Source organism: Limisphaera sp. 4302-co (genome assembly GCF_049537155.1).
GTDB lineage: Bacteria > Verrucomicrobiota > Verrucomicrobiia > Limisphaerales > Limisphaeraceae > Limisphaera.
The window spans coordinates 24,756-49,664 of sequence record NZ_JBMVQZ010000005.1 but is presented as its reverse complement, the minus strand read 5'-3'; the positions used below and the strand labels follow the sequence as shown (position 1 = coordinate 49,664).

Here is a 24,909-nt window from a genome sequence, read left to right as displayed (position 1 = left end):
CGTTTCTTGCGCAGTGGGTTCTCTGCGCACGAGCTGCGGGGATCCGCCCGCAGGTCAGAGCCCTTCGAAGCGCGTCTGTCCGGGGCGCGGCACCGGGTAGGTGCCGTCCGGACCCGGTTGGGTGGGCGGCTCCATGCCGTCGCGACAGTCCTCGGGCTTGGGCGGGTAGGCAAAATCGGAGTTCCGGATCTGTTCCCAGGTGATTTCGCGGCCGGTGTAGCACGACAACTGGCCCATGACAGCGATCTGGGTGCTGCGAATCATGTAATCGCCGTTGTCGAGGGGTTTGCCGCTGCGGATGGCCGCAAACAGCGCGTTGTGTTCCTCCTGGTAGGGGTCGCACGCTCCCTGCCAGCGCCAGGGTCGTGCCCCGGTGATGCGGCAGTGGAGCAGGTCGGCGCGGCCTTCGGAGCCGTGGACGAGGCTGGAGTTCTCGTCATAGCAGCCCGGCGTGGTGCGGCAGAAGGCGTAGACCTTGATGCCGTCCGGCCATTCATAGACCACCGAGTGGTGATCGAACACGTCCCCGTACCGGGCCTCGGTGAGGGTGGAACGGCCGCCGAGGCCGTGGCATCGGAGGGGCGCGGTGTTGCCCAGGACCCAACTGGCGCGGTCGAGGTTGTGGATGAGCGACTGGACCACGTCGTCGCCGGAGAGCCAGCGGAAACGGTACTGGACGTAGCACTGCCACTGCAGTTCCGTCAGGCCCGGTGGTCGTTCCAGGATCCCGTACGGGCCGCGGAGGAAGTTTTCCTCGATGGCGATCACACGGCCGATGGCGCCCTCCTGGATGCGCCGGATGGTTTCCTGGTAACCCGTGTGGTAGCGGCTCTGCAGGCCGGAGACCATGCAAAGGCCCTTTTGCCGGCCCGTTGCCACCGCGCGTTCGAGCAGGCGCAGGCCATGAGGATCGATGGCGTGCGGTTTTTCGACGAACACGTGTTTGCCGGCCTCCACCGCGGCCAGCATGTGCCAGGGGTGGAACTTGGCGGCGTTGGCGATGAGGACCACGTCGCTTTGCTCGATGACGCGCCGGTAGGCGTCGAACCCGGTGAAAGCGTGTTCATCGGGCACCTGCACCTGATTGTCGCGCCCGTCTCGGGCCAGTTCGGCTTGGATGACGCGGCGGGCATTCTGGATCCGTTCGAGGAAGATGTCGGCCATCGCCACCAGGACGGCCCCGGGGTCGGCGCGCAGGGCCTGGACGGCGGCGCCGGTGTTGCGGCCGCCGCAGCCGATGAGCCCGACGCGCAGCCTGTCACTGCCGGCGGCATGCGCGACCCGCGCCAGATCGAGCATGGCCAGTCCGGCCGTGGCCGCCGCCGACGTGGCGAGGAAATGGCGCCGGTTCCAGGCATGGCGGGGCGTGTCGCCACGGGCGAAACCGGCTTGGACATCAGAGGGTCGGTCTCCGTAGGGGGGTCGCTTGGTTTTCATGGTCGCATCGACTTCAGAAGGCCCGGGGCAAAATCCCGCGCTGAATATTTATTGGGCACAGGGACGCCTGTGCAAGTTCGGGAGAGCTTTCGGCCCCGGAACGGGCCTTGTGTCAGACCCGACCTGCCAATGAAAAGCACCTTGCTCAGCGGATCTTTTCCGGCGGCCACGCCCTTCGGGGCCGGAGGGCCGGTGCCTCGGAAAGCGCCGGTCACGACGGAGAGGAGTAGTCTCCCAACTGTGGAGCCGCAGGTCCATCAGCGAACCTCTTGCAGAGCCGGGAGCGGGGGGCCCACCGGTCCGCCGCGGGGCATGGCCGCGGCGCCCTTCGCCGTTGTCCACCCCGGCACTGCTGCGGATTTCATCGTGTCTCCGCAATGCCCAGTCGTTCCAATGTTGCCCTCAACCACAGGAGCGATTCCTCAAGAAGCGGTCCTCCCGCTGCTTCACACTCGATACTGAGGACTCCGCGGTATCCCGCTTCGTGCAGCAGGGAGATGCATCCGACGATGTTTTCGGCGTTGACCCCTTTGCCCAGACTGCAGTGACTGATGGCCACGCCGGTTGCCCGGCCGCGCATCCTTTCGGCCAACGAGGACGACACATCCTTGAGGTGCACATGAGCGACGCGTGAAAGGAACTTCTTAAGAAAGCTGACCGGGTCCTGCCCGGCGATGTAGGTGTTACCGGTGTCCATGTTGAAGCGAAGGTAGGGACTGTCCGTGAAGGTGAGCATTTCTTGCAGCAGGTCCGGTTGGGTGGTGAACCAGCCATGAGGCTCGATATTGACCACGATTCGGTGAGCCTCGGCCACTTTGAGGATCTGGAGATAACTGCGCTTCATCATGGTCAGGGTCTCTTTCACGGTCAGGCCGGCCGGGGGATGGAGTCCGTCCGTGGTGTCCACGCATGGGCAACCCGCCTGCGCCGCCCAAGCCACCGCTTTCAACACATAGGGAACGCCGCGCAGCGGTCCTTCCTCTGTGGATAGGGGAAATGCCGCGTCCACCTGCGAGAACCGGACCCCGTAGCGCTCCATTTTGCGCCGCAACAGAACGGGATCCTCGTACAGTGCGACATGGGGGAAATACCCCAGCCCATGGATCCAACTGACGCCGTCAGTCAGACCACATTCGATGTACTGCAGGTCGTGGTGCCTGGCCCACTGGAGGCAGTCGTCGAAGGACCAGCAAGCGGAATTAAATGCGTCCGTATGGAAACCGATTTTCATCACGACCTCTTGCGCCGCGGTCGGTGCACGGGCTCTTGGCCTGGTGGTCAGGGTCTTACCCGGAAAAACCGTTGCCGGCCTTCCGGTGGAAGCTCCATGCCAGAAACGGCATCGGGAACAGTTGTCCAAGGTCCTTCAAGGTTTGTTGCACTTTCGAGAACTCCGGTGCCCGTCCAGGTCAGACGGATTCGCCCGCCCATCCGCGTGATTTGAAGTTGGGGAAGGGCGGGGAGGGGCTCGAAGTAGAACGTGCCGGCGCCGTAACGGTTGACCGGCCCTCTGTCCGGGGTGGCCGGGAACTGGCCTGCCGCACCAAAACGGCCGGATCCGACAAAGAGGAGCGAACCTCCACCAAAGACCTGGAGCTCGGCTGCGTCGAGCGAGTTGTCGAAATAGGGCTCTTCCGAGCCATAGCCCCAGCAGGCGATCACGCCTTGAAAACCGGCAGGAAGCACTACGGGCTGTGGCAGCGCCTTGAAGCGGCTGCCGTCGCGCAGGGTGCCGGGGTCTTGGGGCGTGAACTCCAGCGACGCCAGTGCCTCGCGGGTTTGGCGGTCGTAAAGCACAACGGTCAGCGTCAGAAACAAGCCGTCGGCGGAAGAGTCGAACACGCCGAGTTCGGTGATCCGCACCGGCCGTGCAACGTCGAAATCCATGCCCAATGAGCCGCTGTAGGTGCCGGAGCCGGCCAGGCCAAAGGCCACGAGATACGCCACACCGGGCTCGCGCGGATTGGGCCTGGATCGAACCACGTTCGAGTCGAGGCTTTCCCGGCCCTCGGCCGCCACCGCGCGGATCCGGTAAAAGACCTCCACCCCGTTGGTCAGCCCGGTGTCCTCGTAGGACGTGTCGGGGGTTTCGGCCACGAGTTCGAAGGGGCCGGCAGGATCGGTGGCCCGGAACACGCGGTAGGTCACCGCCGGCAGTGGCCGGGTAATGGGATCCCAGTAGAGGGTGACTTTGGCGTCCTCATAGGGGACGACCACATGGAGGACAGGGATGCCGGGGCGCTCAGGAGGCAGTACCTCGTACAAGAAAGTGCCGGCGGCGAATCGCGCGGCCGGGCCTTGGTCCAGGATTTCGGGAAAGGTTCCGGGCTCAAAACCGTAGCGGCTGCTCCCCACAAAAAGGATGGAGCCGTTCCCGTCGTGCAGGGTCCACACGATGGCATTCGTGTTGCCGTCCGAATTGAGGAGTCGCTCTCCCGGTCCGTACCCGTCGGCCTGCATGACGCCTTTGAATCCGGCTTCGAGGCGGAGAGGGCTTTCGAGATCCTTGAAGCGCATGCCCTCGATGAGTCGGCCCTCGCCCGGGGCAAACAGGACTTCGGCAACGATTTCTTGCGTCTCGCGGTTGAAGATGCGCGCCGCCAGCGGGCGGGTGAGCCCGTCCGCGCCGTCGTCGAAAACACCCAGCGCCTTGATCACGATGGGGCTTTGGATGTCGAAGTCGAGTCCCAGCGAACCACTGAAGACCTGGTTCCCGGTGGCGGCCGGCGTGAAGTATGCAATTTCGTGATTGTCCGGTAACCGGTAGGGCGAGGTACATCGCACGGGCGAATCCGGGCCTTCCCGGCCGTTGGAGGCACGTGCCCGAACGACGTAACAGTATTCCGCACCATTCTCGACATTGGTATCCAAGTAATGAGTGGTTTGCAGCTCGGCAATGAGCTCAAAGGTTTCCGCCGCCGCCAACCTCCGGAAAACCAGGTAAACCGCCGCAGGCAGGGGGCTTGTGACTTCGTTCCAGAAGATCTCCACGCGGGCATCACCAGGTCGCAGGGTTAGATCAGGCCGCCCCGGCATGACAATGGGGGTGGATCGGAATTCAAAGGTGCCGGCCGCATACCGGGCCGCCGGGCCCTCGTCCACCGTCGAGGGATAGCTCCCGGGCACCAGTCCCCAACGACTGGATCCCACGAATCGGATCGAACCGTTTCCGTCGTTCGTGGTCCACACGATGTTGGTGTCCTCGTTGAAACGGTTCCGGAGCTTTTCTTCCTCTCCGTACCCTTCGGCGGTGATCGTTCCTCGGAAACCAATGGGCAGCTCCAGCGGGGTTTCGAGAGATTTGAACCTGCTTCCCCCAACCAATTCGCCGGGGTCGTCCGGAGTGAAAATGAGGGAAGCAACCTCGGTCTCCGTGGTTCGGTCCCACAACCGGGCGATCAGCGTGGCGTTCAAGCCGTCGGAACCATCGTCGAAAACGCCCAAACGCGTGAGCACGACGGGATTTTCCACGTCAAAGTCCATTCCCAACACGCCTCCAAAGGCCTGGTTCCCCGCCGTTCCGGCCGGGACTTGATAGGCGATGAAGGTTTCCTGTGCACCCGCCCGATCCATCGGGTGGAGTCCGACGATGGCGAGGGCCAGTGCGAACAGACGCCTCCAGAGAGGGCAGCGTCCTGGGTTTCGATCGTTCTTGGATGGTTTCATGTTCGTTGGGGGTTGGTGTTGTGTGAATTGGGCAAAGGTCAGAGAGGCGGGTCCGGCGGTGGCCGGTCGATGTCCCATCCCTCATAACTGTGATTCAGCCACCAGTCGGTTTCTCTCGTGTTGCCGACAATGCGGCGGGCACTGTTGTCGGCAAATACCACGTTCATGCCGCGCTCATGCGGCATGTTCAGCGCACGGTGGTACGGAATCTCCCAAATCAGGACCGCTTTCGAGGGGTTCTTGACGTTGCTGGCCTTGCGGCCGCTGATCGGACGGTCCGTGGCGTGAACCCCGCGCCAGGGATCGAAGTAGATGTGCGACCAGACATAACTGACTCCGTCGTTGTCGAAAAAGAAGTCCCGGCCGAACACGTCGTCATTGGACCCACGCACGACGATCTTCCCTTTCAAGCCCGAGGGACACGCGTAGAGCCCGGCTGTGGGCTCGTACCGTGGGCGTTCCGAGGTCCTGGGCTTGACGGTATTCGGCCCCAGATAGGGTTCGAACAATTCTGGCATCCATTTCTCGCCAATTCGGAACTGCAGTCCCAAGGCCTTGCCCCAATTCAGCACGCGCGGGATATGGTCGTTGAAATCGTTCGCGTAAAGGGCGGAGGCCAATCCCATCTGACGGGCATGGTTGAGGCAGTAGGTACGGTAGGAGCGACTTCGCGCTTTTGCCAGGGCCGGCAAGAGCAGGGCAGCCAGCAGTGCGACAATGGCCAGGACAACCAGCAGCTCGATCAGGGTAAACCCGCGACCGCAGGGCGGCGGGTACGTGGGTGGGGAGAGATCGCATGTCATAGGGCCTGCAGGGGAACACCATACCGACAGGTATGGTCGCGGTTCGGAGTGTCCTCTCTGGGGGTGGGGATCAACAGGTCAGCGGAGATGCGCCTGCTCAGGCGCTTTCCGTCCGGCGCGTGTCGCGGATACCGAGGATTTCCTGAAGACCGGCAAGAATGCGCGCCTCCTCGGCCGGGTGGCAGATTTCCGGTTCGAACATGGCGCGCAACTTGATGCCTTCCATGGCGGCCAGCATCAGATTGACCGCCTGGACCGGATCGTCCACCTGTGCGGCGCCGGTTTCGGATGCGGCGCGCAACAGGCCGATGTAGAACTCCCGGACCGTGTCGTAGAACTGTTGCCAACTGCGACGCAGCCCGGCGTCTTGAACGGATTTGGTGAAGATCTCCATGGTGAAGACGCGATTGGCTTCATCCAGGAGACACGTGCGCACGGCCACACGGAGAGTTTTCAGCAAGCGCTCCCTGGGATCACGCACCCCCACCAATGCCTCATTGATGCGCCGCTGGTAGGCACGGTAATAGTGAGTGCACGCCGCGTAGATGAGCTCCTGCTTGGAGCTGAAGTGCCAGTAAAGACTTCCCTTGGTCACGCCCGCATGGGCGGCGATTTGGTCCAGGTTGACACCGTCAAAACCCCTTTGAGAAAACAGCGCGAAGGCGCTCGCGGCCAGGGCCGCGCGCATGTTCCGGGCCTTGGACCGCCGGCTTGCGAGCGGATTCGTGCGCATCACGGCCAAACCATACCGTCTAGTACGGCGTTGTCAATCCCATTTTTTGGGCCCTCCGAAGAGCCGATGGTGGATCGGTCCTTGGGTGCCCGGGACGCAGGCGCGCCACGGCTGGCCTCGGTGGGGCCGGCGGCGGGAACCGTCCTGAGCCTGAAGCAGAGCCGCCTCCCGGGATCTCATCGGCCGGGGATTGTGCCCGTGCGGCCGCAGTCCGAAGGCTCTTGGTGCGCCCGGGCTGCCGATGTGGAGCCCCCGGTCCATGGAGAGACGTTGATCAACGGTGGGTGTCGGCGTGGGTTTTGCTGTGCGAATTGCGCCGGCTTCGCCGGTGGGAACGAGATCCCGATGGTGGAGTGTTGCTGGAGCGGGCCTGTCGAGCAGCGCGCCGGGTACGTTGCGACTGTGACTGTGAGGGGGTTAGCGGGCGGTTGGTGGCAGCTGCCGACCGGTGTCGCGAGCGGCGGTCGGGTTGCGCATCGCGTTGATTTCGGCCGTGGCGGGCATGGGGTGGCTACGGTTCCAGCGTATGACGGCGTCGTATTTGGGGGAGGTCGTCTGGTCGGAACCTTCGAGCAGGCCCCAACTGCCCCATTTCGAGTAGGCGCCGCAGGAGGAAAAGAGACAGCAGAGGTCGCCGCCGGCCACCTCCAGCCACGCGTCCAGGTACTGCTGGTAGAGCCCGCCCATGGCGGGATGACGGTTGGCCGCCTGCAGGAGGCGGGTGAGGGCGTCGTTGTTTTCGGCGCCCTGGATGCCCACGAGGTGTTGACCGGCTTCGTAGGCGATGAGGCGCAGTCCATGTTTCTCCGCCAGGGCACGCTGCGCGCGCATGTGTTCGACGGCCTCGGGAAGCGAATGGCGACGGACGTGGTCGAGAAGTTGCTCCACCGACCATGAGGCCACCTCCCCGGCCGGAGGAACGTGCCCCGAGCGTTGGGGAGCCACATTCAGGGAAAAGTACGGCGCGATGGCCAGGGCGTCGAAATGGCGGGCGCTGTCGCGGAAGCGGAGGGTTTGCTCGGTGACGTAAGGATTGGCCGCCTGGGAGGCGATGACGCGGACGATGCGGCTGCGGCCGCCGAAGACCTCCTCCCAGATGCCATGGATCTGACGTGCGCGCCAGGCGTTGAAACGCCAGGCGGCTTCCCAGTCCGTGTCGGCAAAGCCCAACCGGCGTCCCTGCCCGGCTGCGTAGCGATGCTGGGCGAAGAGCGAGTTCCAGACCTCGTTGGAGTACTCGACGTAGACCACCAGGTCGCGGCGCAGGCGTTCCCGGACCGTTCGGGCGAACGAGCGCACGTAGTCGTCATCGGCCTGATGCGGCATGCAGAACCAGGGGTTTGCACCGAGACGGTTGCAGAGTTCGATCATGATTTCGACCGGCACGCCCCGCCTGCTCCAGGTGGCGTCCTCCGGTCGGGGGCGATCCGACCATGTGCGTTGTTCGGAATTGTTGGTCTCCATCCAGTCCATGAACCGGATGGTGTTGAAGCCGCGCCAGCGGTCGAGGAACGCGGGACGGAAAGGGCCGGGATCCGACCCCGCGTGGCAATCGGGCATGAGGACCTGGATGTTGCGGACGGGCCGGTCCGGATGGGTCGCGCGGAGCTGCAGGAAGAGGGCGCCCTTTTCGGGCAGGAGCTCGAATTCGAGACGTCCGGGTGCGCGTTGGGTGATGCGGCCGCCGCCGTGGATTTCCAGTGTGCCTTCGCCGTCGTAGAGGCAGGTGTACGTGCCTTTTGGTGCATGGCCGGCGGTGAAGAGGAGCGTCTCGGCCCAGGTGCCGGGCTCGAGTCGGCGAACCCAGCCCAATTCGTCGAGGTCGAGGGCGGGGCCCTGTCCCCACGGTGCTCCGTTGCGCTGGCTGATCCAGGGGCGCGCGGTTTTGAAGGCGTCGCAGAAGGGGTGTTCGGTGCCCCAGTCGGCGATGCCGCTGAGGTTGATGCCGAGTCGGGACCGGTGGGGTGGAGGGTCCGGCTCGGCCGTGCCGGCGTTCGACGGGCCGGGGGCCCAGGCGACCAGGGCCAGGATCAGCGTGGAGAGTGTCGGACGGGTGCGGGCTGTGCGCCGGAGGCGGCGTCGGCGCAGGTTCGTACCGGTGCGAGGACTTTGGTGGCTCATGACGATCCGGAGGGTACCGAGGGGCGCGTGGGAAGGCGAGCCCACGTGCGTGGCCCGGCCGGCGAATCGGCAAGGGTGATCGTGCCGTGCCGGGGCAAAGGCCGGATGAGCGGCCGGGGTTCGGGACTGGCGCGGGCGTGCCGGGGATGGTTTGCTGAACCTCGATGAGCAGGGGCGAAGGTGGGAGGCGGTGGCCGCGGGGGAGCGGCGGGAGTCGGTTGGCCCTGACTCGGTCCGGACGCTGGGTGGGCCCGGCCCCGGTGCTGGCCGTGGCGGCCGTTTTGACGGTGTTCGGTGTGCTGATTGGGTGGCGGATGCACCTGCCGGTGCTTCACGGGGCCGCGGTGCGATTCGATGCGCGTGACATCCCGTGGCCCGGCGTCACCTTCCGGGTGGTGGTCCTGGAAAAGCCGCGGCCGGTTCGGGTGCACGAGGTGGTGCTGGACCTGGACCAGCGGGTGTGGGAACCGGCGGCGTCGGTGGCGCCGGATCCGGATGGGCCCGGAGGGGCGGAGGCGCAGTTGATGTCGCCGCTCGAGCTGGCTGCGCGCGCCGGGCTCTTCCTGGCCGTGAATGCGAATGCGTTTGCCTGGTCGGACGGGCGGGCTGGTGAGCGGGCGCCGGTGCATTGGCGCGAAGGGATGCGCGTGGACATTCTGGGTTGGGCACACGATGGCCGGCGGCAGGCCAGTCCGCCGGAACGCACGTACTGGAGTTTCTGGCAGGAAACCGGAGGCCGGGTGCGGTTGGGTCAGGTGGGAGAAGGGCGGCCGGTGCGTTGGGCGGTGGCGGGTTTTGATGCGCTGGTGATGGCTGGGCAGGAGGTGCCGGTGGACGGCCGGGCGCGGCATCCACGCACGGCGGTGGGGCTGGATGTGACGGGGCGGCGGATGTGGTGGGTGGTGGTGGACGGCCGGCGGCCGGGTTACAGCGAGGGGATGACATTACAGGAGCTGGCGTCCTGGATGCGGCGGCGGGGCTGTCACGAGGCGGTGAACCTGGATGGCGGGGGGAGCAGCGTGTTGTTGATGCGGGACGGAGACGGTCGGTGGCGGGTGTGCAACCGGCCCTCGGAGGGCGCGCCCCGGCCGGTACCGGTATTGGTGGGGTTGCGGTTGCGGGAGGCGGTTCGGTCCGGGACCACAAACCAGTCCGACCCGATGACACAGGTGCCGGGGCGTGAGGTTGGGGACCGGGTAACGGCGCCGTGAATGGGCTTGGTACGAGGTTGCTCCGGGCGGGGGCTGCCGGTGCAGAAGGGGGAGCCCCGGTCAATCTGACGAGCCGTTCATCCAGCCGAGGTTCTTTGCTGTCTGGCGGGCCAGTTCGGCGAAGGCGAGGGTGGCGCGGGTCCGGTAGCGGAGGTTGTGGAGCAGCAGGTTGATGTCCCGTTTGGGGATCGGATCGCGGAGGGGCACCCACCGGCAGCCGCGCGCCGCAGCCAGGGTTTCGAAGGTTCGGGGAACCAGTGAGAGGCCGATGCCTTGGGCGACCATTTCCAGAATGGTGCCGAGGTGGGCGGCGTGGAACCAGACCTGCCATTGAACGTTCCGGGCTTTGCAGAATTCATCCACCTGCCGGCCCAGGCAGTGAAGCTCGCTCAGGACAAGGGCCTTCCGACCGTCGAGATCCGGCCAGCGCAACTGGCGGCGCCGGGCCAGTGGATGGGTGGCGGCCACGAGCACGCCCAGCGGTTCGGACCCGAGCGGTTCGCTGTGGATGGCCGTGTGCACTTCCACCGTGGAGACCAGGGCCAGATCAATCTGGCCCTCGTCCATGCGATGGAGCAGTCGTTCGGTGACCTCCTCGACGACCTCGATTTCCACGCGCGGATGTGCGGCGGTGAAGCGGGCGAGCAAACCGGGCAGCAGACCGGGGGCGATGGTGGGGATGGCGCCGATGACGAGCCGGCCTTCGAGGGTTTCGCGGCAATCGGCCACGCAGCGGGCGGCATCGGCCACCTCGGCCAGCACGCGTCGGGCGCGTTCATAGAACCGGCGGCCGGCATCGGTGGGGACCACGCCGCGGGGGAGGCGATCCAGCAGGGGTTGACCGAGCTCCTGCTCGAGCTTGGCGATCTGCTGGCTCAGGGACGGTTGCGCCACGTGGAGACGGGCGGCCGCGCGCGAGAAACCGCCGGCTTCCACCACGGCCACGAAGTAGCGGAGTTGGTGCAGTTCCATAGGTTTTGCCTATGGCGATCATCGTAACGTCCTACTGGCCCCGGGGCAATCCGCAGGCAACGGTCATGTTGGTTTCGGATCGCCGGACGAGACCGGTGTCCGGCGCCACCCGGAACCGTCAGGACGCAAATCGGGAAACGGTCAACGGAGGATTGGCGTATGTTCCTGCGTATTGACAGGTTGCAGATCGAGCTGCCCCAACCGAAGGAGGCCGACCCGAACGCGGCGGCGGCCGTCCAGGAGCTGCTGGGGGGACGTTTCGGCGAAATGTCCACCCTGATGAACTACATGTACCAGTCGTTCAACTTCCGGGGACGCGAAAAGCTGCGGCCCTACTATGAGTTGATCGCCAACATCGCGACCGAGGAGTTGGGCCACATCGAGCTGGTGTCGGCCTCGGTGAACATGTTGTTGAACGGGCCACGCACCTCGGAGACGAGGGCGGCCGATCCGGTGAGTGCGCCGCTGGAATCGGCGAAGGACGTGCGCAACACGCACCACTTCATCGCCACGGCGCAGACCACGCTGGTGGGCAATTCCATGGGCCAGCCCTGGCGCGGGGATTACGTGTTCGCCAGCGGCAATCTGATTCTCGACCTGTTGCACAACTTCTTCCTCGAATGTGGTGCGCGCACGCAGAAGCTGCGCGTCTACGAGATGACGCGGAACCCCGCGGCGCGCGAGATGCTGGGCTACTTGTTCGTGCGCGGTGGCGTGCACGCCCTGGCCTACGCCAAGGCGCTGGAGACGCTCACCGGTGTGGACGTGAAGAAGATGCTGCCGATCCCGAAGATCGAGAACTCGGTCTTTCCCGAGGCGCGGAAGTTCGAGCAGCAGGGTGTGCACCGGAAACTGTACCGGTTCAGTCCCGAGGATTACCGGGAGATCGGGAAGATCTGGAACGGTCCGTCGCCGGCCGGTGATGGTGACCTGGAGGTGGTGGACGGTCCTCCTGCGGGCGGGCGGTTGCCGGATCTGGCGGAGATCCCGGCGGAGTTCGCGCCGGAGTATCATCCCGCCGAGATCTATGAGATCGCCCAAAAGCTGACCGCCCGGGCGCGGTAAAGCGGGCTGTTGCGGCCGGGTCGGTGTGTGTGTCCGCCGGTGCACCGGACCGGTGCATCGGCGGTTTTTTTCATGGTACACGGGTGTCGGCGGGCGCGGCCGCTTCCGTGGGCGCGGGCGGTGCCGGCGGATGGTTGGTCTCGAGGGGCGGCAGGAGGGCTTCCGCGGCGTCGAATCTGAAGTTGGCGAGGGCACGGGCGGCCTCGTCCAGTTGCTTTTGCCTGGCGGGATCGGCCGGGGCGGCGCGGCGGTGGCGGTACAGGCGTTGGACCAGTTCCAAGCCGCGCGGGTTGGCGGGAAAGTCCGGGTCCACGTGTTTGCGGCGCAGTTGCTGGAGTGTGAGGAGGTCGCGCAGGCCGAATTCGCGCGTGGGCTCGATCTGCGTGCCTTCGGCGAAGTCGTTCCAAGTGGCGATCATGGCCATGGCGGTCTGGTTGGTGAGGGCGCGCTGGAGGGTTTGGCGGAAGGTCAGGCCGGAGCGGTCGCCCAGGTAGCCCCAGTACTCGCGCGTACCGGCCCGGGGGTGGATGTCGTGGAACCTGGGGAAGGCGGTGCTGATGGCGGCGGGCCATGCGCGGGCGGCCTGTTCGAAATCGGCCAGGTAACGGTTCAGTGCGGTTTCGGAAAGCACACCGCCCGTGCCGGGTGCCTGACTGAGCCACATGGGCGGCCAGGCAAAGGCTCCCGCCGCGCCGGGCAGGGCGGTGTTGATGGTGAACAGGGCCGGGCGCGGGTCGAGGGCGTTGAGGATTTGCTGCCAGGCATCAGCGCTCCTGAGGACCTGCGGGCCGAAGACCAGCAGCACGGGCCGGTCCTGCCAGCGCAGGTAGTTGCGGTGTCGGAAGTACGCTCTCCCGGCGTGACGCAGGACCCGGATGGCGCGGTTGACCGGGTCGGCGGCTGCCGGGTCCTCCGCAGGAGGGGGCGCCTGCAGGGCGCGGTCCTCGTAGCAGAGGGCCAGTTGCAGGCCGGCCCGTTCGAGAAACGGGAGCAGGCGGTGGAGATTCTCCTCGATTCGGGCGTAGTCGAAGACGTCTTCCGGGCCGAACCAGTTCACCACCACGGCGTCCACGCCGGCCAGGCGCATGAGCAGGGTGTGATACTCCAGGACGACCGGGTCGCCCGAGTCGTAGGGGCCGATCCATGGCTGGTACCATGAGGCGATCTCCGGTTCGCCGAGGGCGTTGACGCGGTCCGGGTGGAAGCGGTTCATGGTCCAGTGCCATCCCCAGTTGGTGCTGAGCGGTGGGGCTGCGTACCAGGCGAGGTAGTAGGCGAGAATGCTCTTTGCGGCGGCCGGCGGGGCGGGCGTCAGGCCCAGCAACAGGGTCAGCCACGCGGCAAGGACTCGCAGACAGGGCAAGGGGCGCCCGTGGCGGCCGGTCTGGTCAGGATCGGAGGTATTTGGCAACGGCTTCGGTGCGGGACTGTACATGGAGCTTCTCGTAGATGCGGCGAATGTAGGTGCGGATGGTGTCGATGCTGATCTCGAGCTGGTCGGCGATCTGTTTGTAGGTGAGGCCCCGGGCGAGGGCTTCGAGCACGGCCTGTTCCCGGGGTGAGAGCGGCAGAGGGGTGCGTGGGGGAGGACCGCCGCGGCGGAAGGATGCGACGACCTTGCGGGCGATGGAGCTGGACATGGGTGATCCACCCTCGTGGACCTCGCGAATAGCCTCGAGAAGTTTTTCGGGGCTGAGTCGTTTCAGGAGGTAACCGGTGGCCCCGGCCGAGAGGGCGGCAAAGATCTTGTCGGTGTCCTCGTACACGGTGAGCATGACAATCTGGGTTTCGGGAAGGCGCGCTTTCAATTCGCGCACACAGGCGATGCCGTCGCGGCCGGGCATGTTGATGTCCATCAGGACGACGTGCGGGGGGCGGGCCGGGATGCCTTCGAGGGCGGACTCGGCGGTGAAATAGACGCCGAGGCAGCGGAAGCCCGGGGTGCCGTCCAGGAAGGCGGCGATGGCGGCGCAGAGGGCGCGGTCATCATCCACGATGGCGACGGAGATCACCGATTCCATGTTCGACTTTCTGGCTGGGATTCGACCGGTTGGAGAGGGAGTTCGAGCCGGACCACGGTGCCCTGGCCGGGGTGGGAGAGGATGGTGCAGGCACCACCCAGTTCGGCCATCCGGCTGTGCAGGTTGTGCAACCCGCAGCCGCCGGAGCCGCCACCCGGCGCGGCGGGATCGAATCCATGTCCGTTGTCGCACACGGTCCAGATCATGGTGCGGTCGGTGCAGGTCAGGCGCAATTCGACGCAGGTGGCGCCGCTGTGTCGGAGCGCGTTGGCGAACGCCTCGTGGACGGCTCGGAAAAGATGATGGCGGATGTGACCGGGCAAGGGAATGGCAGGGAGGGTTTCCGGCAGTTCCACGCGGCATTCGATGGGTGTGCCCTGGAAAAAGTCCTGGGCATGCTGCGAGAGATAGGCTGCGAGGTGTTCGAGAGTGTCGTTGGCGGGATTGACGGCCCAGACGATTTCATCCAAAGCGCCCAGCAATTCCCGGGCGGTCTCGCCGATGGCGACCAGCGTGGAGCGGTCCGGATCGGCGGCGGGGGGTTGCCGGCGCAGGTGTTCCGTCAGGAAGGAGATCCGGCAGAGTTTGCCGCCCATCTCGTCGTGGAGATCGCGGGCGATGCGGGCGCGCTCGCGTTCCAGGGCGTGTTCGCGTTCGAGCTGTACCAACCGACGGCGGGCACGGCGGCGTTCGCGGGTTTGTGCGAGGGCGCTGCCGGCCAGCACGGTGGCCAGGAGCAGCGTGCCGGTGAACCACGGGCGTTGCCAGAGGTGCGGTCTCACCCGGAGTGGGAGGGCGTGTTCAGCCGTGCGGTCGGGATGGGATCCTTCGCTGGCGCGGATCAAAAAGCAGTAACGTCCGGGCCGGAGATGTCCGTAGGTGACCCGCCGGACGGGCCCGACCGTGTGCCATTCTTGGTCGAGCCCGTCGAGTTTGCAGGTGACGCGAACGTCATCGGTTTCGGCATTCAGGACGGCGAACTCGATTTCGACGGAGCGTGCTCCGGCGCCGAGGTCCAAGGGCTGGCCCGGTGCGGCCGGGACAACGTGTGAAGGGGCCTCGGAAGCCGGCCCGGGCGCCACCAGGCGATCGTTGACCCGGACGGCTTGGATCACCACGCGCAGGGGCCGGACTGGAACGGGCGCGTAGGCCGGGTCGAAAACCTCCAATGTCCCCCCGTGTGCCAGCCAGATTTGACCCTCTGAATCGCGTTGCAAAAGGACGGGGGGGGTGAGAATCGGGCGGACCGGATGGGGAGGCGCCGACGCCCGGCCATGTGCGCAGGACCCGGACGCGGGGGAGGGTGTCGGGCCGGTCTGCGTCGCGGATCACCTGTGCACACGCGAGGCCGTTTGGGCCGACCCACCAGAGGCGGTCCTGGTCGTCTTCCACGACGGCCCAGACCGGTGCGGGCGGTTGGTCGGATGCGGGATGCACGCGGGTCCAGCGATTCGAAAGACCGTGCCACAGACCGGTGTCGGTGGCCGCCCAGAGTCCGGGGTCCTCGCCGGTAGCACGGAGGGTAAAGACGTGTCGTGCTGGCAGAGCGGCGGTGCGCGCGGCTGGCGGGACCGGGCGCGTATCGAGTCGAAAAAGACCGCCTCCGGCGGTTCCGATCCAAAGTTGATCCCCAACCGGGCAGAGGGTGGTGATCGGTGCGCCGTCCCAAGATCCCGGGATCTGTCGCCATTGGCCGCGGCTGAGGCACCAGAGTTCGCCTTCAGCGGTGCCGGCCCAGATCGTATCGGGTCCGGTTTCAGCGAGGGCGCGGACGGTCCTGCCCGGCAGACCGACGTTTTGGCATTCGTCGGCCACGGCGCGCGGGTCTTTGAACCTGAGGAGCCCGGCGCTGGTGGCCAGCCAGCAGCTGCCATCGCTGGTGCGGGCCAGCAGAGAGATCCCGGAGTCGCGGGAGGGCATCCCGGCGACGGTGAGGCGGGCGAGCTGGCCTTCGGCCCAGCGGAGAATGCCTTCACCGGGTTGGGCCATCCACAGGGTGCCCGGCGCCACTTCCACCAATCCGGTCACGGGTAAGTGGTTCGAGCCCGTTTGCGGCAGGATGGTGCGGCGCCATCGGGGCCGGAGCTGCCAGAGCCTGTCCGGCTGCAGGACCCACAAGGTGCCGTCGGTGTCGGCCAGCAGGTCACTGATCTGATCCCACGGTGGCAGGGTGCGGAAGCGCGCGAACTCGGAGGAGTCCGGATCTGCGGCCAGCCATTCTCCGGTGTTCAACACGGCGGCGGGGAGGCCGGAAGGGGTGCGGAAAAGGGCGAGCACCCGTTCTTGGGAACTGGCCCTCCAGACCGGCTCCCACGCAGGTTGGGCAGATCCGAGGGAGGTTTTCCAGATGCGATGCGTGGTGGCCAGCCACAGCCCACCGTCCGGTTGCACGAGCAGGGAAACGGCGGCCTCATCGGGTGGTGTGACCGGGGCGGCGAACCGTGCATGGAGCTCGCCGTTCTCCGTCCATTGCTCGAGGAGCTGATCGTCCCGGAGGATCCAGACGCCCTGCGCGGGATCGGCGGCCAACAGTTGCGCGCTTGCCGGTGAGGGCGCGCCCTGGGGACGGGTGCAAAGCTTCCACTCCTGACCCTCCCGGCTCCACAGTTCGCGGGCGCGGGCCAGCCAGAGATGACCGCGGGCGTCGGTGACGGGGCGCGGGTGGGGGGCGGAGGGTTGTCCGGGCGGGCTTCGATCGGCCCATCCGTCGGGGTCGAGTTGGAGGGTTTTTCCGTGTGAGGTGACGGCCCAGAGGGCGCCTGAGCCGTCGGTGGCGAGGTGGCGGAGGTCGGGACCGGTGCCGGCGGGGAGCGGGACGGGTTCGAACCGCTGGCCGTCGAAACGGAGCAACCCGCCGCTGCCGGCGATCCACAGGTAACCTTCGGCGGTGAAGGCCAGTGCGCGGGCACCGATGGGCCGTGTGGGGTCGGAAAAATGCCACGTGCGCGTTTCGAAGGCAGGGACGTGTAGGCGGGGTCGAACCTGCGTTTCCAAGGGGACACTGCTGGGTTCGACGAAGTCGGCGAAGGTGGTGGCCAGTGCCAGGCCGCAGAACCACCACCCGGGGCCGGTGCCGTCGCAGCGGAGCGCGATCCTGTCGTAGGACGCGTCCACGTAAAACTCGGTGCGCAGGGTTTCCGGTTGATGGACCTCGTTGGCCCCTGGTCCGAGGTCCGGGTCGAGCCAGATGGTGACCAGGTCTTCTGTTCCCGGGATGTACTGGATTTTGACGACCAGGGTGCGGTGGCGACCGCGGCGGGGCATTTCGAATCGGCTGCCCGTGGGCAGGGCGTCCGGTTCCGGCTGTGCCGAGCGCAGGTCGAGGAACGACGCTGTGGCGCGTTCCGCCCGCGTCGTCGGCCCGGGGTAGGCGCTGTAACCGACGGCTCCGCGGGCCTTGCCCACGCCCAGCCGCAGGGACGATCCGTAGCGCAACTCGAGCCCGATCTCGTCATCGGGAAGGGGTGCATCCTCCATCGGCGCGACGCGGAAGCGGAGGTAGAGGGTGTCCGACGCGGTGTCGTCGCGGCTCAGACCACCGGTGAGCAGCACCGTCTCCTTTTGGTCGGGTCGGACAAGGACCGGACCGGACAAACTCCACAAGACGGCGCCTGTGGCGTGACCAGGGCGACCGAGGCACGCTACCAGCAGGGCCACGCCGAGAGCCCGGGCCGCCGCCAGGGCACCGGTGGATCTGTCGCCCGGGATCGGATGCGTGTCTCGCATGCGGGGACGATGAAGCTGGTCCATCGGGTTGCCCGGTTTTTTGTCCCCAGTATGGCGGGGAAAGGGGGGTGAACAAGTCGGGGTTCGGGGAGGGCGTCTTGAGCCGCTGCCCGGCGCACCTTGCACGCGCGGGATCGGGCGACCCCGGCGGCGGTTGGCCCGGCAGGGGTGCCTGCGGAGAGGCTCAACGTTCCCGCAGGTCGTTCGGCGCACGCAGGGGGGGCGCCGGGGTGGGGGGAGGTTCGGATGCCGCCGGGGATTCGTGCCGGCGGAAGGCGGAGCGGAGCAACCAGTGCCGTTTGAGGCCTTGGACGAAATCGTCCAGGTCCACGATGGCCTGGGAGAGGGAGCTGACGAGGTTGGTGTTGGCTTCGACCTGTTGCCGCAGGTTGCCGGTGATGGCGGCGAGGTTTTCCAGGGATTGGGAGAGTTGGAGGGTGAGCTGTTCGAGGGACTGGTCCACCCGTGCGAGCAACTGGGTGGTCTGATTCAACGCGGCGGGGGCCGAGGCGAGGACACGGTTGAGGTTGGTGCGTCCATCGGGGTCGAGGAGCCAGGCTCCCAGGGCGCCCTCTGCCTGTAACCGGGCGGCGAGCCGGGTGAGTTGGTCGCCGAGTTGGGTGAAGTTCTGAACCGGTTGGCGGAGTTCGGCGGCGCGGGATTCGAGTTCGCGGCTGAGTCGGGAGAGGTCTTCGAGGGTTTGGCGCACCTGGTTGGTGAGGGTGAGAATGCCCGGCAGGGCGTCCTCGACCTGGTGCACCAGTTGATTCATGCGCTCGGTGAGGGCAGGGGTTTCCTCGGCGCGCAACCAGTAGGGCTTGGAGCGGGGGGTGTAGGGATCGTAGCGGGCGTCACGGTCGTTCCAGATGCCGGTCATCCAGCGGCGGGTCTCGCGTGTGTCGAGGACGCGGAATTGTTGCCGGCCCAGGTCGCGCAGTTTGGCCAGTGTTTCGGCTGTGAGGGGCGTGAGGGCCGGCACGAGGATCTGCGGCAGTTCGGGGTCATAGATGTCCTCGGCCAGTTGCCATTGATCGCGCTGGGGCAGCTGGGCGGCTTCCTGGAGGGTGACATCGCGGAGGGGATGGAAGATGTAGGTGGGGGTGCCGCCGGTGCCCTTGGTGACCTCCAGTTCGCGTTTGCCCCAGAGGTCGGCCGGGGTGACGCGCACGCGGGACCCGGTGGTCCAGAGGTAACCCTGGTAGGGCACACGAACCTCGAATTCGACGTAGACGTTGTAGTAGAAGTCGTCCGGCGGCTGGGCCTCGATCCGGGTGATCCGGCCGACTTCGAATCCCATCAGCTTGACCGGATCGCCCACGCGCAGGCCGGTGGCACGGTCCAGGAGGGTGAAGTACCGGGCCTTGACGACAAACCAACCTTTTCGCTGGGCGGTGTGGTAGGCGTAGTAACCGAAGCCGAGCAGCAACAGGCCCAACGCAGCCAGTACGAACCAGCCGGCCAGCCGCTCCAGCCGGTTGAGTCGCGTTCGCAATTCCGGTGTCAGATCCTGCAACGGCATGGGTGGCATGCGGTCGTTTTGTGTCCCTGTCGGACGGGCGCCGAGAACCGTTGTCCCGGACGATTTCAGATTCGGTGCAGGGCGTCAATGGCACGGGCCGGGGTTGGATGGCGAGAGCCGGACGGCCCGGGGCTGCCGGCGGCGCCGAGCCGACCGATCCTGCTTGGGAAAGGGTGCCGGTCCCGGGCATAATGGGCGCGTGGACGACGCGGTGGTCTGGTGTCTGGTGATGGCCGGCTTGGGGGGCGCAGCGAGCTTTTTTTTCGCGCTGGCCGAGACGGCGGTCTTTTCACTGAGCCAGTGGCAGGCACGTCGGCTGGCTGTGACGGATCCGGTTCGGGGCCGGTTGTTGGGCGAGTGCCTGCGGCAACCGGAGGCTTTGCTGGCGACGATGGTGTTGGGCAACACGCTGGCCAACGGTGTGTTGCTGGGAGCGGGTTTTTGGATGGCCCTGACGGGGCGCTGGCCCTGGGCGGCGACGGTGGCCGGGGTGCTGCTGGTGACCCTGCTGGGGTGCGAGGTCTTGCCGAAGACGCTGGCGGTGCGCAAGGCGGGTGTCTGGTCGTTGCGGGTGGTGCGGCCGTTGGTCTGGATTCACAGGTTTTTCGCCCCGTTGCACGGGTTGGCGCACGGGATCAACGGGCGCCTGCTGCGTTGGTGGGGTACCGAGCCGGGCCCGGCCCCTGCGGGCTTGTCCGATGAGGAGTACCGGGAGTTGGTGGAGCTGGCCTTTCAGCAGGGCAGCCTGGTGCGGGGCCAGCGGGATCTGCTCCTGCAGATCATCGGGCTGGACCGGCGGACGGTGCGCGACGTGATGGTGCCGCGTGCCCAGATGAGCTGGTTGCGGGATGATCTGCCCGTCGAGGTGATGGTGCAGGAGGCGCGGCGGTTGCGTTACCGGCGCCTGCCGCTCTACGACGAGGAGGCGGACACCATCGTGGGGATTCTGAACGTGCGGGCGTTTCTGCTGGATCCGCATGCGGACCTGGCGGACGTGATCGAAGTGCCGGCCTTCGTGCCCGAGTCGATGAATCTGTTGCAACTGTTGCAGAGCCTGCAGCGGCAGCGGCGAGGGATGGCCATCGTGCTGGACGAGTTCGGCGTGGTGTCGGGACTGGTGACGCTGGAGGACATCCTCAGCGAGGTGGTGGGCGGCCGGGCGCGGCCCTCGGTACGGCGGATGCGGTGGGAACGTCTGGAGAAGGGCCGATGGCGGGTGGACGGCGGGGTGCGGCTGGAAGACTTCCAGCGGGAGTGCCCGGCCCTTGCGGGTGTGGAAGAGGTGGAGACGGTGGCCGGCTTGATGTTGCGGTTGCTGGGCGTGGTGCCGGCACGGGGCGAGTCGGTCGAGTTCCGCGGTGTCCGCCTGACGGCACTGGAGGTGGATGAGCGCCGGATTCGACAGGTGCTGGTGGAGCAGGTGAAGCGATGAGCGGGTCGGACCTTTGCAGCCAGGCAGGGAGGAGGTGGCGGGCGTGATGGAGGGCGGCTGGTGGTGGTTGGGTTTGATGCCGGCCCTGGCGTTGTCGTTCCTGCTGTCGGGGATGGAGGCCGGGTTGTTTGCGCTGAACCGGGTCCGGATCCGGGTGCAGGCGCGGCAGGGCCGGCGCGCGGCGCGCATGCTGTTGGAACACCTGGAGCGGCCGGAAAGCTTTCTCTGGACGGTGGTGGTGGGGAACACGCTGGCCAACGTGGTGGTGCTGGGCTGGATGTTTGCGCTGGCCTACCGGTGGACGGGCGGTCTGGGATGGGCAGGGGTGGGATTGTACGCGGCGGGGATGTACCTCTTTTACGCCTTTTTCGATCTGTTGCCGAAGATGTGGTTCCGGAGCCGGCCCAACCGGTTGTGTCTGGCGTGTGCACCGTTGTTCCGGGTGGTGTACGTGCTGTTGCGGCCGGTGGTGGGTTTGTTGGAGGGCGTGTCGCGTGCCCTGCTGCGTTGGACCGGCGGGCGCGCGTTCACGGGCCGGCTGTTTGGCAACCGCGAGGAGATGCATGCGCTGATGCTGGATTCTGCGCGCGCGCTCACCACGGCCGAGCGCCGGATGATCATGCATGTGCTGGAGCTTTCGACACTCTCGGCCCGCACGCTCACCCGGGGCTGGGACGAGTCGCCCTGGATCCCGGCCACGGCCACGGTGGGCGAGCTGCTGCAAAAGGCGCGGGACCGCGGTTGGAGCCACGCGGTCGTCCGCTCGGCGGGTGCGACGCCCGAGGTGGTGGGGCTGGTGTCGGTGGACCGGATCCTGTTCGCCGGTGAACCGGATCCGGCGCAACCGCTGGAGGCGTGGTGGGAACCGGCCCTGCTGGCTGACGAGAACGACCGGCTGGAAGTGTTGTTGCGGCGGATGCAGGGGTCGGGTCGGCCCCTGGCGGTGGTGCAGGATGCCCGGGGCGAACCGCTGGGCACGCTGCATCGGGAGGATATTCTGAGAGTCATCTTCGGAGATCTGCGTCTGTGAACGAGACCTGGGGTTGGACAGCGGTGGTGTTGAAGTTGCTGGCGGTGGCCGGGCTGGTGCTGCTCAACGGCTTTTTCGTCGCCACGGAATTTGCCCTGGTCAAGGTGCGGCAGACGCAGTTGCTGCCGTTGCAGGCGCGCGGCCAGCGCCGGGCACGCATGGCGCTGCATCTGCTGCGGCACCTGGACGCCTACCTGAGCGCCTGTCAGTTGGGCATCACGCTGGCCAGCCTGGGGCTGGGCTGGATCGGCGAGCCGGTGTTTGCCTTTCTGCTGCAGCCGGTCTTCCGGCTGTTTGCGGTGGAGAGCCTTGCGGCACAGGAATCGCTCGCCTTTGGTGTCGGATTCAGTGTGATCACCTTTCTCCACATCGTTGTGGGGGAAATGGCGCCCAAGTCGCTGGCCATTCGCAAGGCGGTGCCGGTGAGTCTCTGGGTGGCCTATCCCATGCATTGGTTTTACGTGGCGATGTACCCGTTCATCTGGTTGCTGAACGAGAGCGCCCTCTGGCTGTTGCGCTGTGTGGGGATCGAGCCCGCGGTGGATGGGGAGGGCATCCGTTCGGAGGAGGAGCTCCGCCTGGTTCTGGCCACGTCCCAACGCCGGTGGGGCGCTTCCCGATTCAGCCGGGAGTTGGTGCAAAACGCGCTGGACCTGCGGCACCGCATCGTGCGCGAGGTCATGCGGCCGCGGCACGAGATTGTGGCGCTGGACACCACGGCGGGCATCCAGGCCTGTCTGGAAGTGGCCGAGCAGTCGCGCTACTCCCGGTTTCCGATCTGCGAGGAAGGCGACCTGGACCGGACGCTGGGCGTGGTCCACATCAAGGACCTGTACGCGATGCGTCTGAAGGTCCGGACGGCGGCGGAGCTTTTGCCGGTGGCGCATCCGCTGCTTTACGTGCCGGAGGTGGGCAGCTTGGAACGGTTGCTGCGACTCTTTCTGGAGCGGCGGCTGCACATGGCGATTGTGGTGGACGAGTACGGCACGACCGTCGGCCTGGTGACACTCGAAAACGTCCTCGAGGAGCTGGTGGGCCCCATCCAGGACGAGTTCGACCAGGAAAAACCCGTGCTGACGCGGTTGGACGATCGCACGTGGGAGGCGGCGGGGACGTTGCCGTTGCATGAACTGGGCGAATTGATGGGCGAACCGTTGCAGGTGCCCGGACTGGCCACGGCCAGCGGTTGGATCACCCATGAACTGGGCGGATTCCCGAAGCCGGGTGACACCGTGACGCGCGGTGTGTGGCGGATCCAGGTGTTGGAGAGCGAGGGCGGCCGGGTGACGCGGTTCCGGATCGAACGGGTGGGGCCGCCGCCCGGGAGCGACACGGCGGTCGAACAGGCACCGGCCCGACGGAAACGGAGCAGGAGCACGCGGCGAGAGGATCGCGACGAGGGCCGCGCCTGAGGCAGCGCCCCGGCCGGCTCGGAGGGCTTGAAACGGCCTCCCACGAGCCGGCCCACCGGTGCGGCAACCGACCCGCGGGCCCGGCCGGAACAAATCCCGCTTTACCGTCTGCGGCCCGTTTCTAGACTGCGGCGCATGTCGTGGTTGGGTCTGGCGATCTGCCTGTGCGCCGGTTATCTCCTCGGGTCCCTGCCCACCGGTTACCTGGTGGCACGGGCGCGGGGCATGGACCTCCGGCGGCTGGGCAGCGGGAACATTGGTGCGACCAACGCGTTTCGTGTGCTGGGACGCGGTCCGGGCCTGGTGGTGCTGGTGGTGGACGTGTTGAAGGGTTACCTGGCGCCCACGGTGGCCTGTGCGGCCGTGGCAGCCGTGTGGCCCCGTTGGGATCTGGCGGGGTTCGATGCCGGTGCGGCGCGCGTGTGGGCCGGCCTTGGGGCGGTGCTGGGCCACACGTACACCTGCTGGCTGGGGTTCCGGGGTGGCAAGGGCATCGCCACCAGCGCGGGGGTGTTTCTGGCGCTGGCACCGGTGGCGGTGGCGGTGGCGCTGGCCGGGTGGTTGGCCATGCTGCTGGCGTTTCGGTATGTGTCGCTGGCATCGGTGACGGCGGCGGTCCTGTTGCCGGCGACGGTGTGGTTGACGCAGGACCAGGGACTGCTGGCGTGGATGACCACCGGTGTGGGCGTGATCGCCATCGCGCGACACCGCGACAATCTGCGCCGGCTGTTGCAGGGGACGGAGCCCAGATTTCGATGGCGGAGGAAGGTCGGTTCATGACACTGACGGTTCTGGGTGCGGGTGCATGGGGAACCGCGCTGGCGCGGATGCTGGCCGGGCGCGGTCATGCGGTGACGTTGTGGGACTTTTTCCCCGAGACGCTGAAGGGGATTGCGCGGACGGGGCGGAACGAACGGTACCTGCCGGGCGTGGAGCTGCCGCGCGAACTGCGGTTGGAACCGGACGCCAGCCGGGCCGTTCGGGACGCCGAACTGGTGGTCGTGGCCAGTGTTTCGCGCGCGTTTCGTTCGGTGACGACCTGCCTGGCCGGGTTCCGCGGCGTGGTGGTGACGGTCACCAAGGGCATCGAGTACGAGACGGGCCTGACCATGTCCGGTGTCCTGCGCCAGACGGCGCCGCACGCGCGGGTGGTGGCGTTGTCCGGCCCGTCGCTGGCCATGGAAGTGGCGCGGGGCGTGCCCACGGCCGTGGTGGCGGCGGGTGAAGACCCGGAAGCCACCCGACTGGTCCAGGCGCTGTTTCACGGTCCGACCTTCCGCGTCTACACGAGCAGCGACCTGCTGGGGGTGGAACTCGGGGGCGCGCTCAAGAACGTGTTTGCCATCGGTGCCGGCGTGTGCGACGGCCTGGGGTTTGGTGACAACTCCAAGGCGGCGTTGGTGACGCGCGCCATCGCGGAGATGCGCCGGTTGGGCGTGGCCTGCGGGGCGCGGGCGGAGACATTCTCGGGGCTCAGCGGCATCGGTGACCTCATCGTGACCTGCTTTTCGCGCCTGAGCCGGAACCGGCAGTTCGGCGAACGGCTCGGCCGGGGCGAGACGGCGGAGCAGATCCTCAACAGCATGACCGCCGTTGCGGAGGGTTATCCCACGGCGCGGGCCGCTCATGCCCTGGCGCGGCGGCTGCGGGTGGAGACGCCCATCATTGATCAGGTGTACGCGATGCTCTACGAGGGAAAGGATGTGCGCCGGACGGTGCAGGACCTGCTGGCCCGGGAATCCAAAACGGAAGATTGAACCG

At 66.8% G+C, this 24,909-nt stretch carries 19 protein-coding genes; 7 read left to right on the top strand and 12 right to left on the bottom strand.

Annotated features, from left to right (window positions below):
- Positions 1-54: 54 nt before the first annotated feature.
- The 6 genes from ACPDIX_RS06950 to ACPDIX_RS06925 form a co-directional block, all read right to left on the bottom strand.
- On the bottom strand, positions 55-1,437 hold the full coding sequence (locus tag ACPDIX_RS06950; protein WP_423431056.1) for a Gfo/Idh/MocA family protein: 1,383 nt from the start codon (positions 1,435-1,437) through the stop codon (positions 55-57).
- Positions 1,438-1,798: 361 nt separating this feature from the next.
- Positions 1,799-2,668, bottom strand: a complete 870-nt coding sequence (locus tag ACPDIX_RS06945; RefSeq protein WP_423431055.1) for a sugar phosphate isomerase/epimerase family protein — start codon at positions 2,666-2,668, stop codon at positions 1,799-1,801.
- 47 nt (positions 2,669-2,715) lie between these two features.
- Positions 2,716-5,103, bottom strand: coding sequence for a hypothetical protein (locus ACPDIX_RS06940; RefSeq protein WP_423431054.1), 2,388 nt, complete (start codon positions 5,101-5,103; stop codon positions 2,716-2,718).
- 38 nt (positions 5,104-5,141) lie between these two features.
- Positions 5,142-5,906, bottom strand: a complete 765-nt coding sequence (locus ACPDIX_RS06935) for a prepilin-type N-terminal cleavage/methylation domain-containing protein (protein ID WP_423431053.1) — start codon at positions 5,904-5,906, stop codon at positions 5,142-5,144.
- Positions 5,907-6,003: 97 nt separating this feature from the next.
- On the bottom strand, positions 6,004-6,594 hold the full coding sequence (locus tag ACPDIX_RS06930; protein ID WP_423431052.1) for a TetR/AcrR family transcriptional regulator: 591 nt from the start codon (positions 6,592-6,594) through the stop codon (positions 6,004-6,006).
- Between the two features lie 462 nt (positions 6,595-7,056).
- Complete coding sequence (locus ACPDIX_RS06925) at positions 7,057-8,760, bottom strand: hypothetical protein (protein WP_423431051.1); 1,704 nt, start codon at positions 8,758-8,760, stop codon at positions 7,057-7,059.
- A gap of 269 nt (positions 8,761-9,029) precedes the next feature.
- Between ACPDIX_RS06925 and ACPDIX_RS06920 the strand changes: the two genes are divergently transcribed.
- Positions 9,030-9,971, top strand: coding sequence for a phosphodiester glycosidase family protein (locus ACPDIX_RS06920; RefSeq protein WP_423431050.1), 942 nt, complete (start codon positions 9,030-9,032; stop codon positions 9,969-9,971).
- Positions 9,972-10,031: 60 nt separating this feature from the next.
- Here the strand turns inward: ACPDIX_RS06920 and ACPDIX_RS06915 are convergent, their stop codons facing one another.
- The gene (locus ACPDIX_RS06915) at positions 10,032-10,943 is read right to left on the bottom strand and encodes a LysR family transcriptional regulator (RefSeq protein ID WP_423431049.1); all 912 of its coding nucleotides are present in this window, start codon (positions 10,941-10,943) and stop codon (positions 10,032-10,034) included.
- A 159-nt stretch (positions 10,944-11,102) separates the two neighbouring features.
- On the opposite strand from ACPDIX_RS06915, the gene ACPDIX_RS06910 reads away from it, so the two are divergent.
- Positions 11,103-12,008 (top strand): manganese catalase family protein, encoded by a 906-nt coding sequence (locus ACPDIX_RS06910; RefSeq protein WP_423431048.1) that lies wholly within the window; start codon positions 11,103-11,105, stop codon positions 12,006-12,008.
- A gap of 70 nt (positions 12,009-12,078) precedes the next feature.
- On the opposite strand, the gene ACPDIX_RS06905 is transcribed toward ACPDIX_RS06910, so the two are convergent.
- The 5 genes from ACPDIX_RS06905 to ACPDIX_RS06885 form a co-directional block, all read right to left on the bottom strand.
- Positions 12,079-13,371 carry a glycoside hydrolase family 71/99-like protein gene (locus tag ACPDIX_RS06905; protein ID WP_423431047.1) on the bottom strand — a complete coding sequence of 431 codons (1,293 nt, stop codon included), beginning with the start codon at positions 13,369-13,371 and terminating at the stop codon, positions 12,079-12,081.
- A 25-nt stretch (positions 13,372-13,396) separates the two neighbouring features.
- Positions 13,397-14,029 carry a response regulator transcription factor gene (locus tag ACPDIX_RS06900; protein WP_423431046.1) on the bottom strand — a complete coding sequence of 211 codons (633 nt, stop codon included), beginning with the start codon at positions 14,027-14,029 and terminating at the stop codon, positions 13,397-13,399.
- Entirely contained in the window at positions 14,017-15,048 is a 1,032-nt protein-coding gene (locus ACPDIX_RS06895; RefSeq protein WP_423431045.1) for an ATP-binding protein, read from the bottom strand. Before ACPDIX_RS06895 ends, ACPDIX_RS06900 begins: the two co-directional genes overlap by 13 nt.
- The gene (locus ACPDIX_RS06890) at positions 14,981-17,755 is read right to left on the bottom strand and encodes a hypothetical protein (protein ID WP_423431044.1); all 2,775 of its coding nucleotides are present in this window, start codon (positions 17,753-17,755) and stop codon (positions 14,981-14,983) included. Before ACPDIX_RS06890 ends, ACPDIX_RS06895 begins: the two co-directional genes overlap by 68 nt.
- A 184-nt stretch (positions 17,756-17,939) precedes the next feature.
- The gene (locus ACPDIX_RS06885) at positions 17,940-19,274 is read right to left on the bottom strand and encodes an MlaD family protein (protein WP_423431043.1); all 1,335 of its coding nucleotides are present in this window, start codon (positions 19,272-19,274) and stop codon (positions 17,940-17,942) included.
- Between the two features lie 199 nt (positions 19,275-19,473).
- Between ACPDIX_RS06885 and ACPDIX_RS06880 the strand changes: the two genes are divergently transcribed.
- The 5 genes from ACPDIX_RS06880 to ACPDIX_RS06860 all read left to right on the top strand — a co-directional run bounded on the left by ACPDIX_RS06880 (position 19,474) and on the right by ACPDIX_RS06860 (position 24,905).
- Positions 19,474-20,706, top strand: coding sequence for a hemolysin family protein (locus ACPDIX_RS06880; protein ID WP_423431042.1), 1,233 nt, complete (start codon positions 19,474-19,476; stop codon positions 20,704-20,706).
- A gap of 13 nt (positions 20,707-20,719) precedes the next feature.
- Positions 20,720-21,736 (top strand): CNNM domain-containing protein, encoded by a 1,017-nt coding sequence (locus ACPDIX_RS06875; protein WP_423431041.1) that lies wholly within the window; start codon positions 20,720-20,722, stop codon positions 21,734-21,736.
- Positions 21,733-23,148: a hemolysin family protein gene (locus ACPDIX_RS06870; RefSeq protein ID WP_423431040.1), complete on the top strand. Its 1,416-nt coding sequence runs from the start codon at positions 21,733-21,735 to the stop codon at positions 23,146-23,148. Before ACPDIX_RS06875 ends, ACPDIX_RS06870 begins: the two co-directional genes overlap by 4 nt.
- Positions 23,149-23,283: 135 nt before the next feature.
- Complete coding sequence (gene plsY, locus ACPDIX_RS06865) at positions 23,284-23,928, top strand: glycerol-3-phosphate 1-O-acyltransferase PlsY (RefSeq protein ID WP_423431039.1); 645 nt, start codon at positions 23,284-23,286, stop codon at positions 23,926-23,928.
- Entirely contained in the window at positions 23,925-24,905 is a 981-nt protein-coding gene (locus tag ACPDIX_RS06860; protein ID WP_423431038.1) for an NAD(P)H-dependent glycerol-3-phosphate dehydrogenase, read from the top strand. The genes plsY and ACPDIX_RS06860 overlap by 4 nt, the downstream gene beginning before the upstream one ends.
- Positions 24,906-24,909 lie beyond the last annotated feature (4 nt).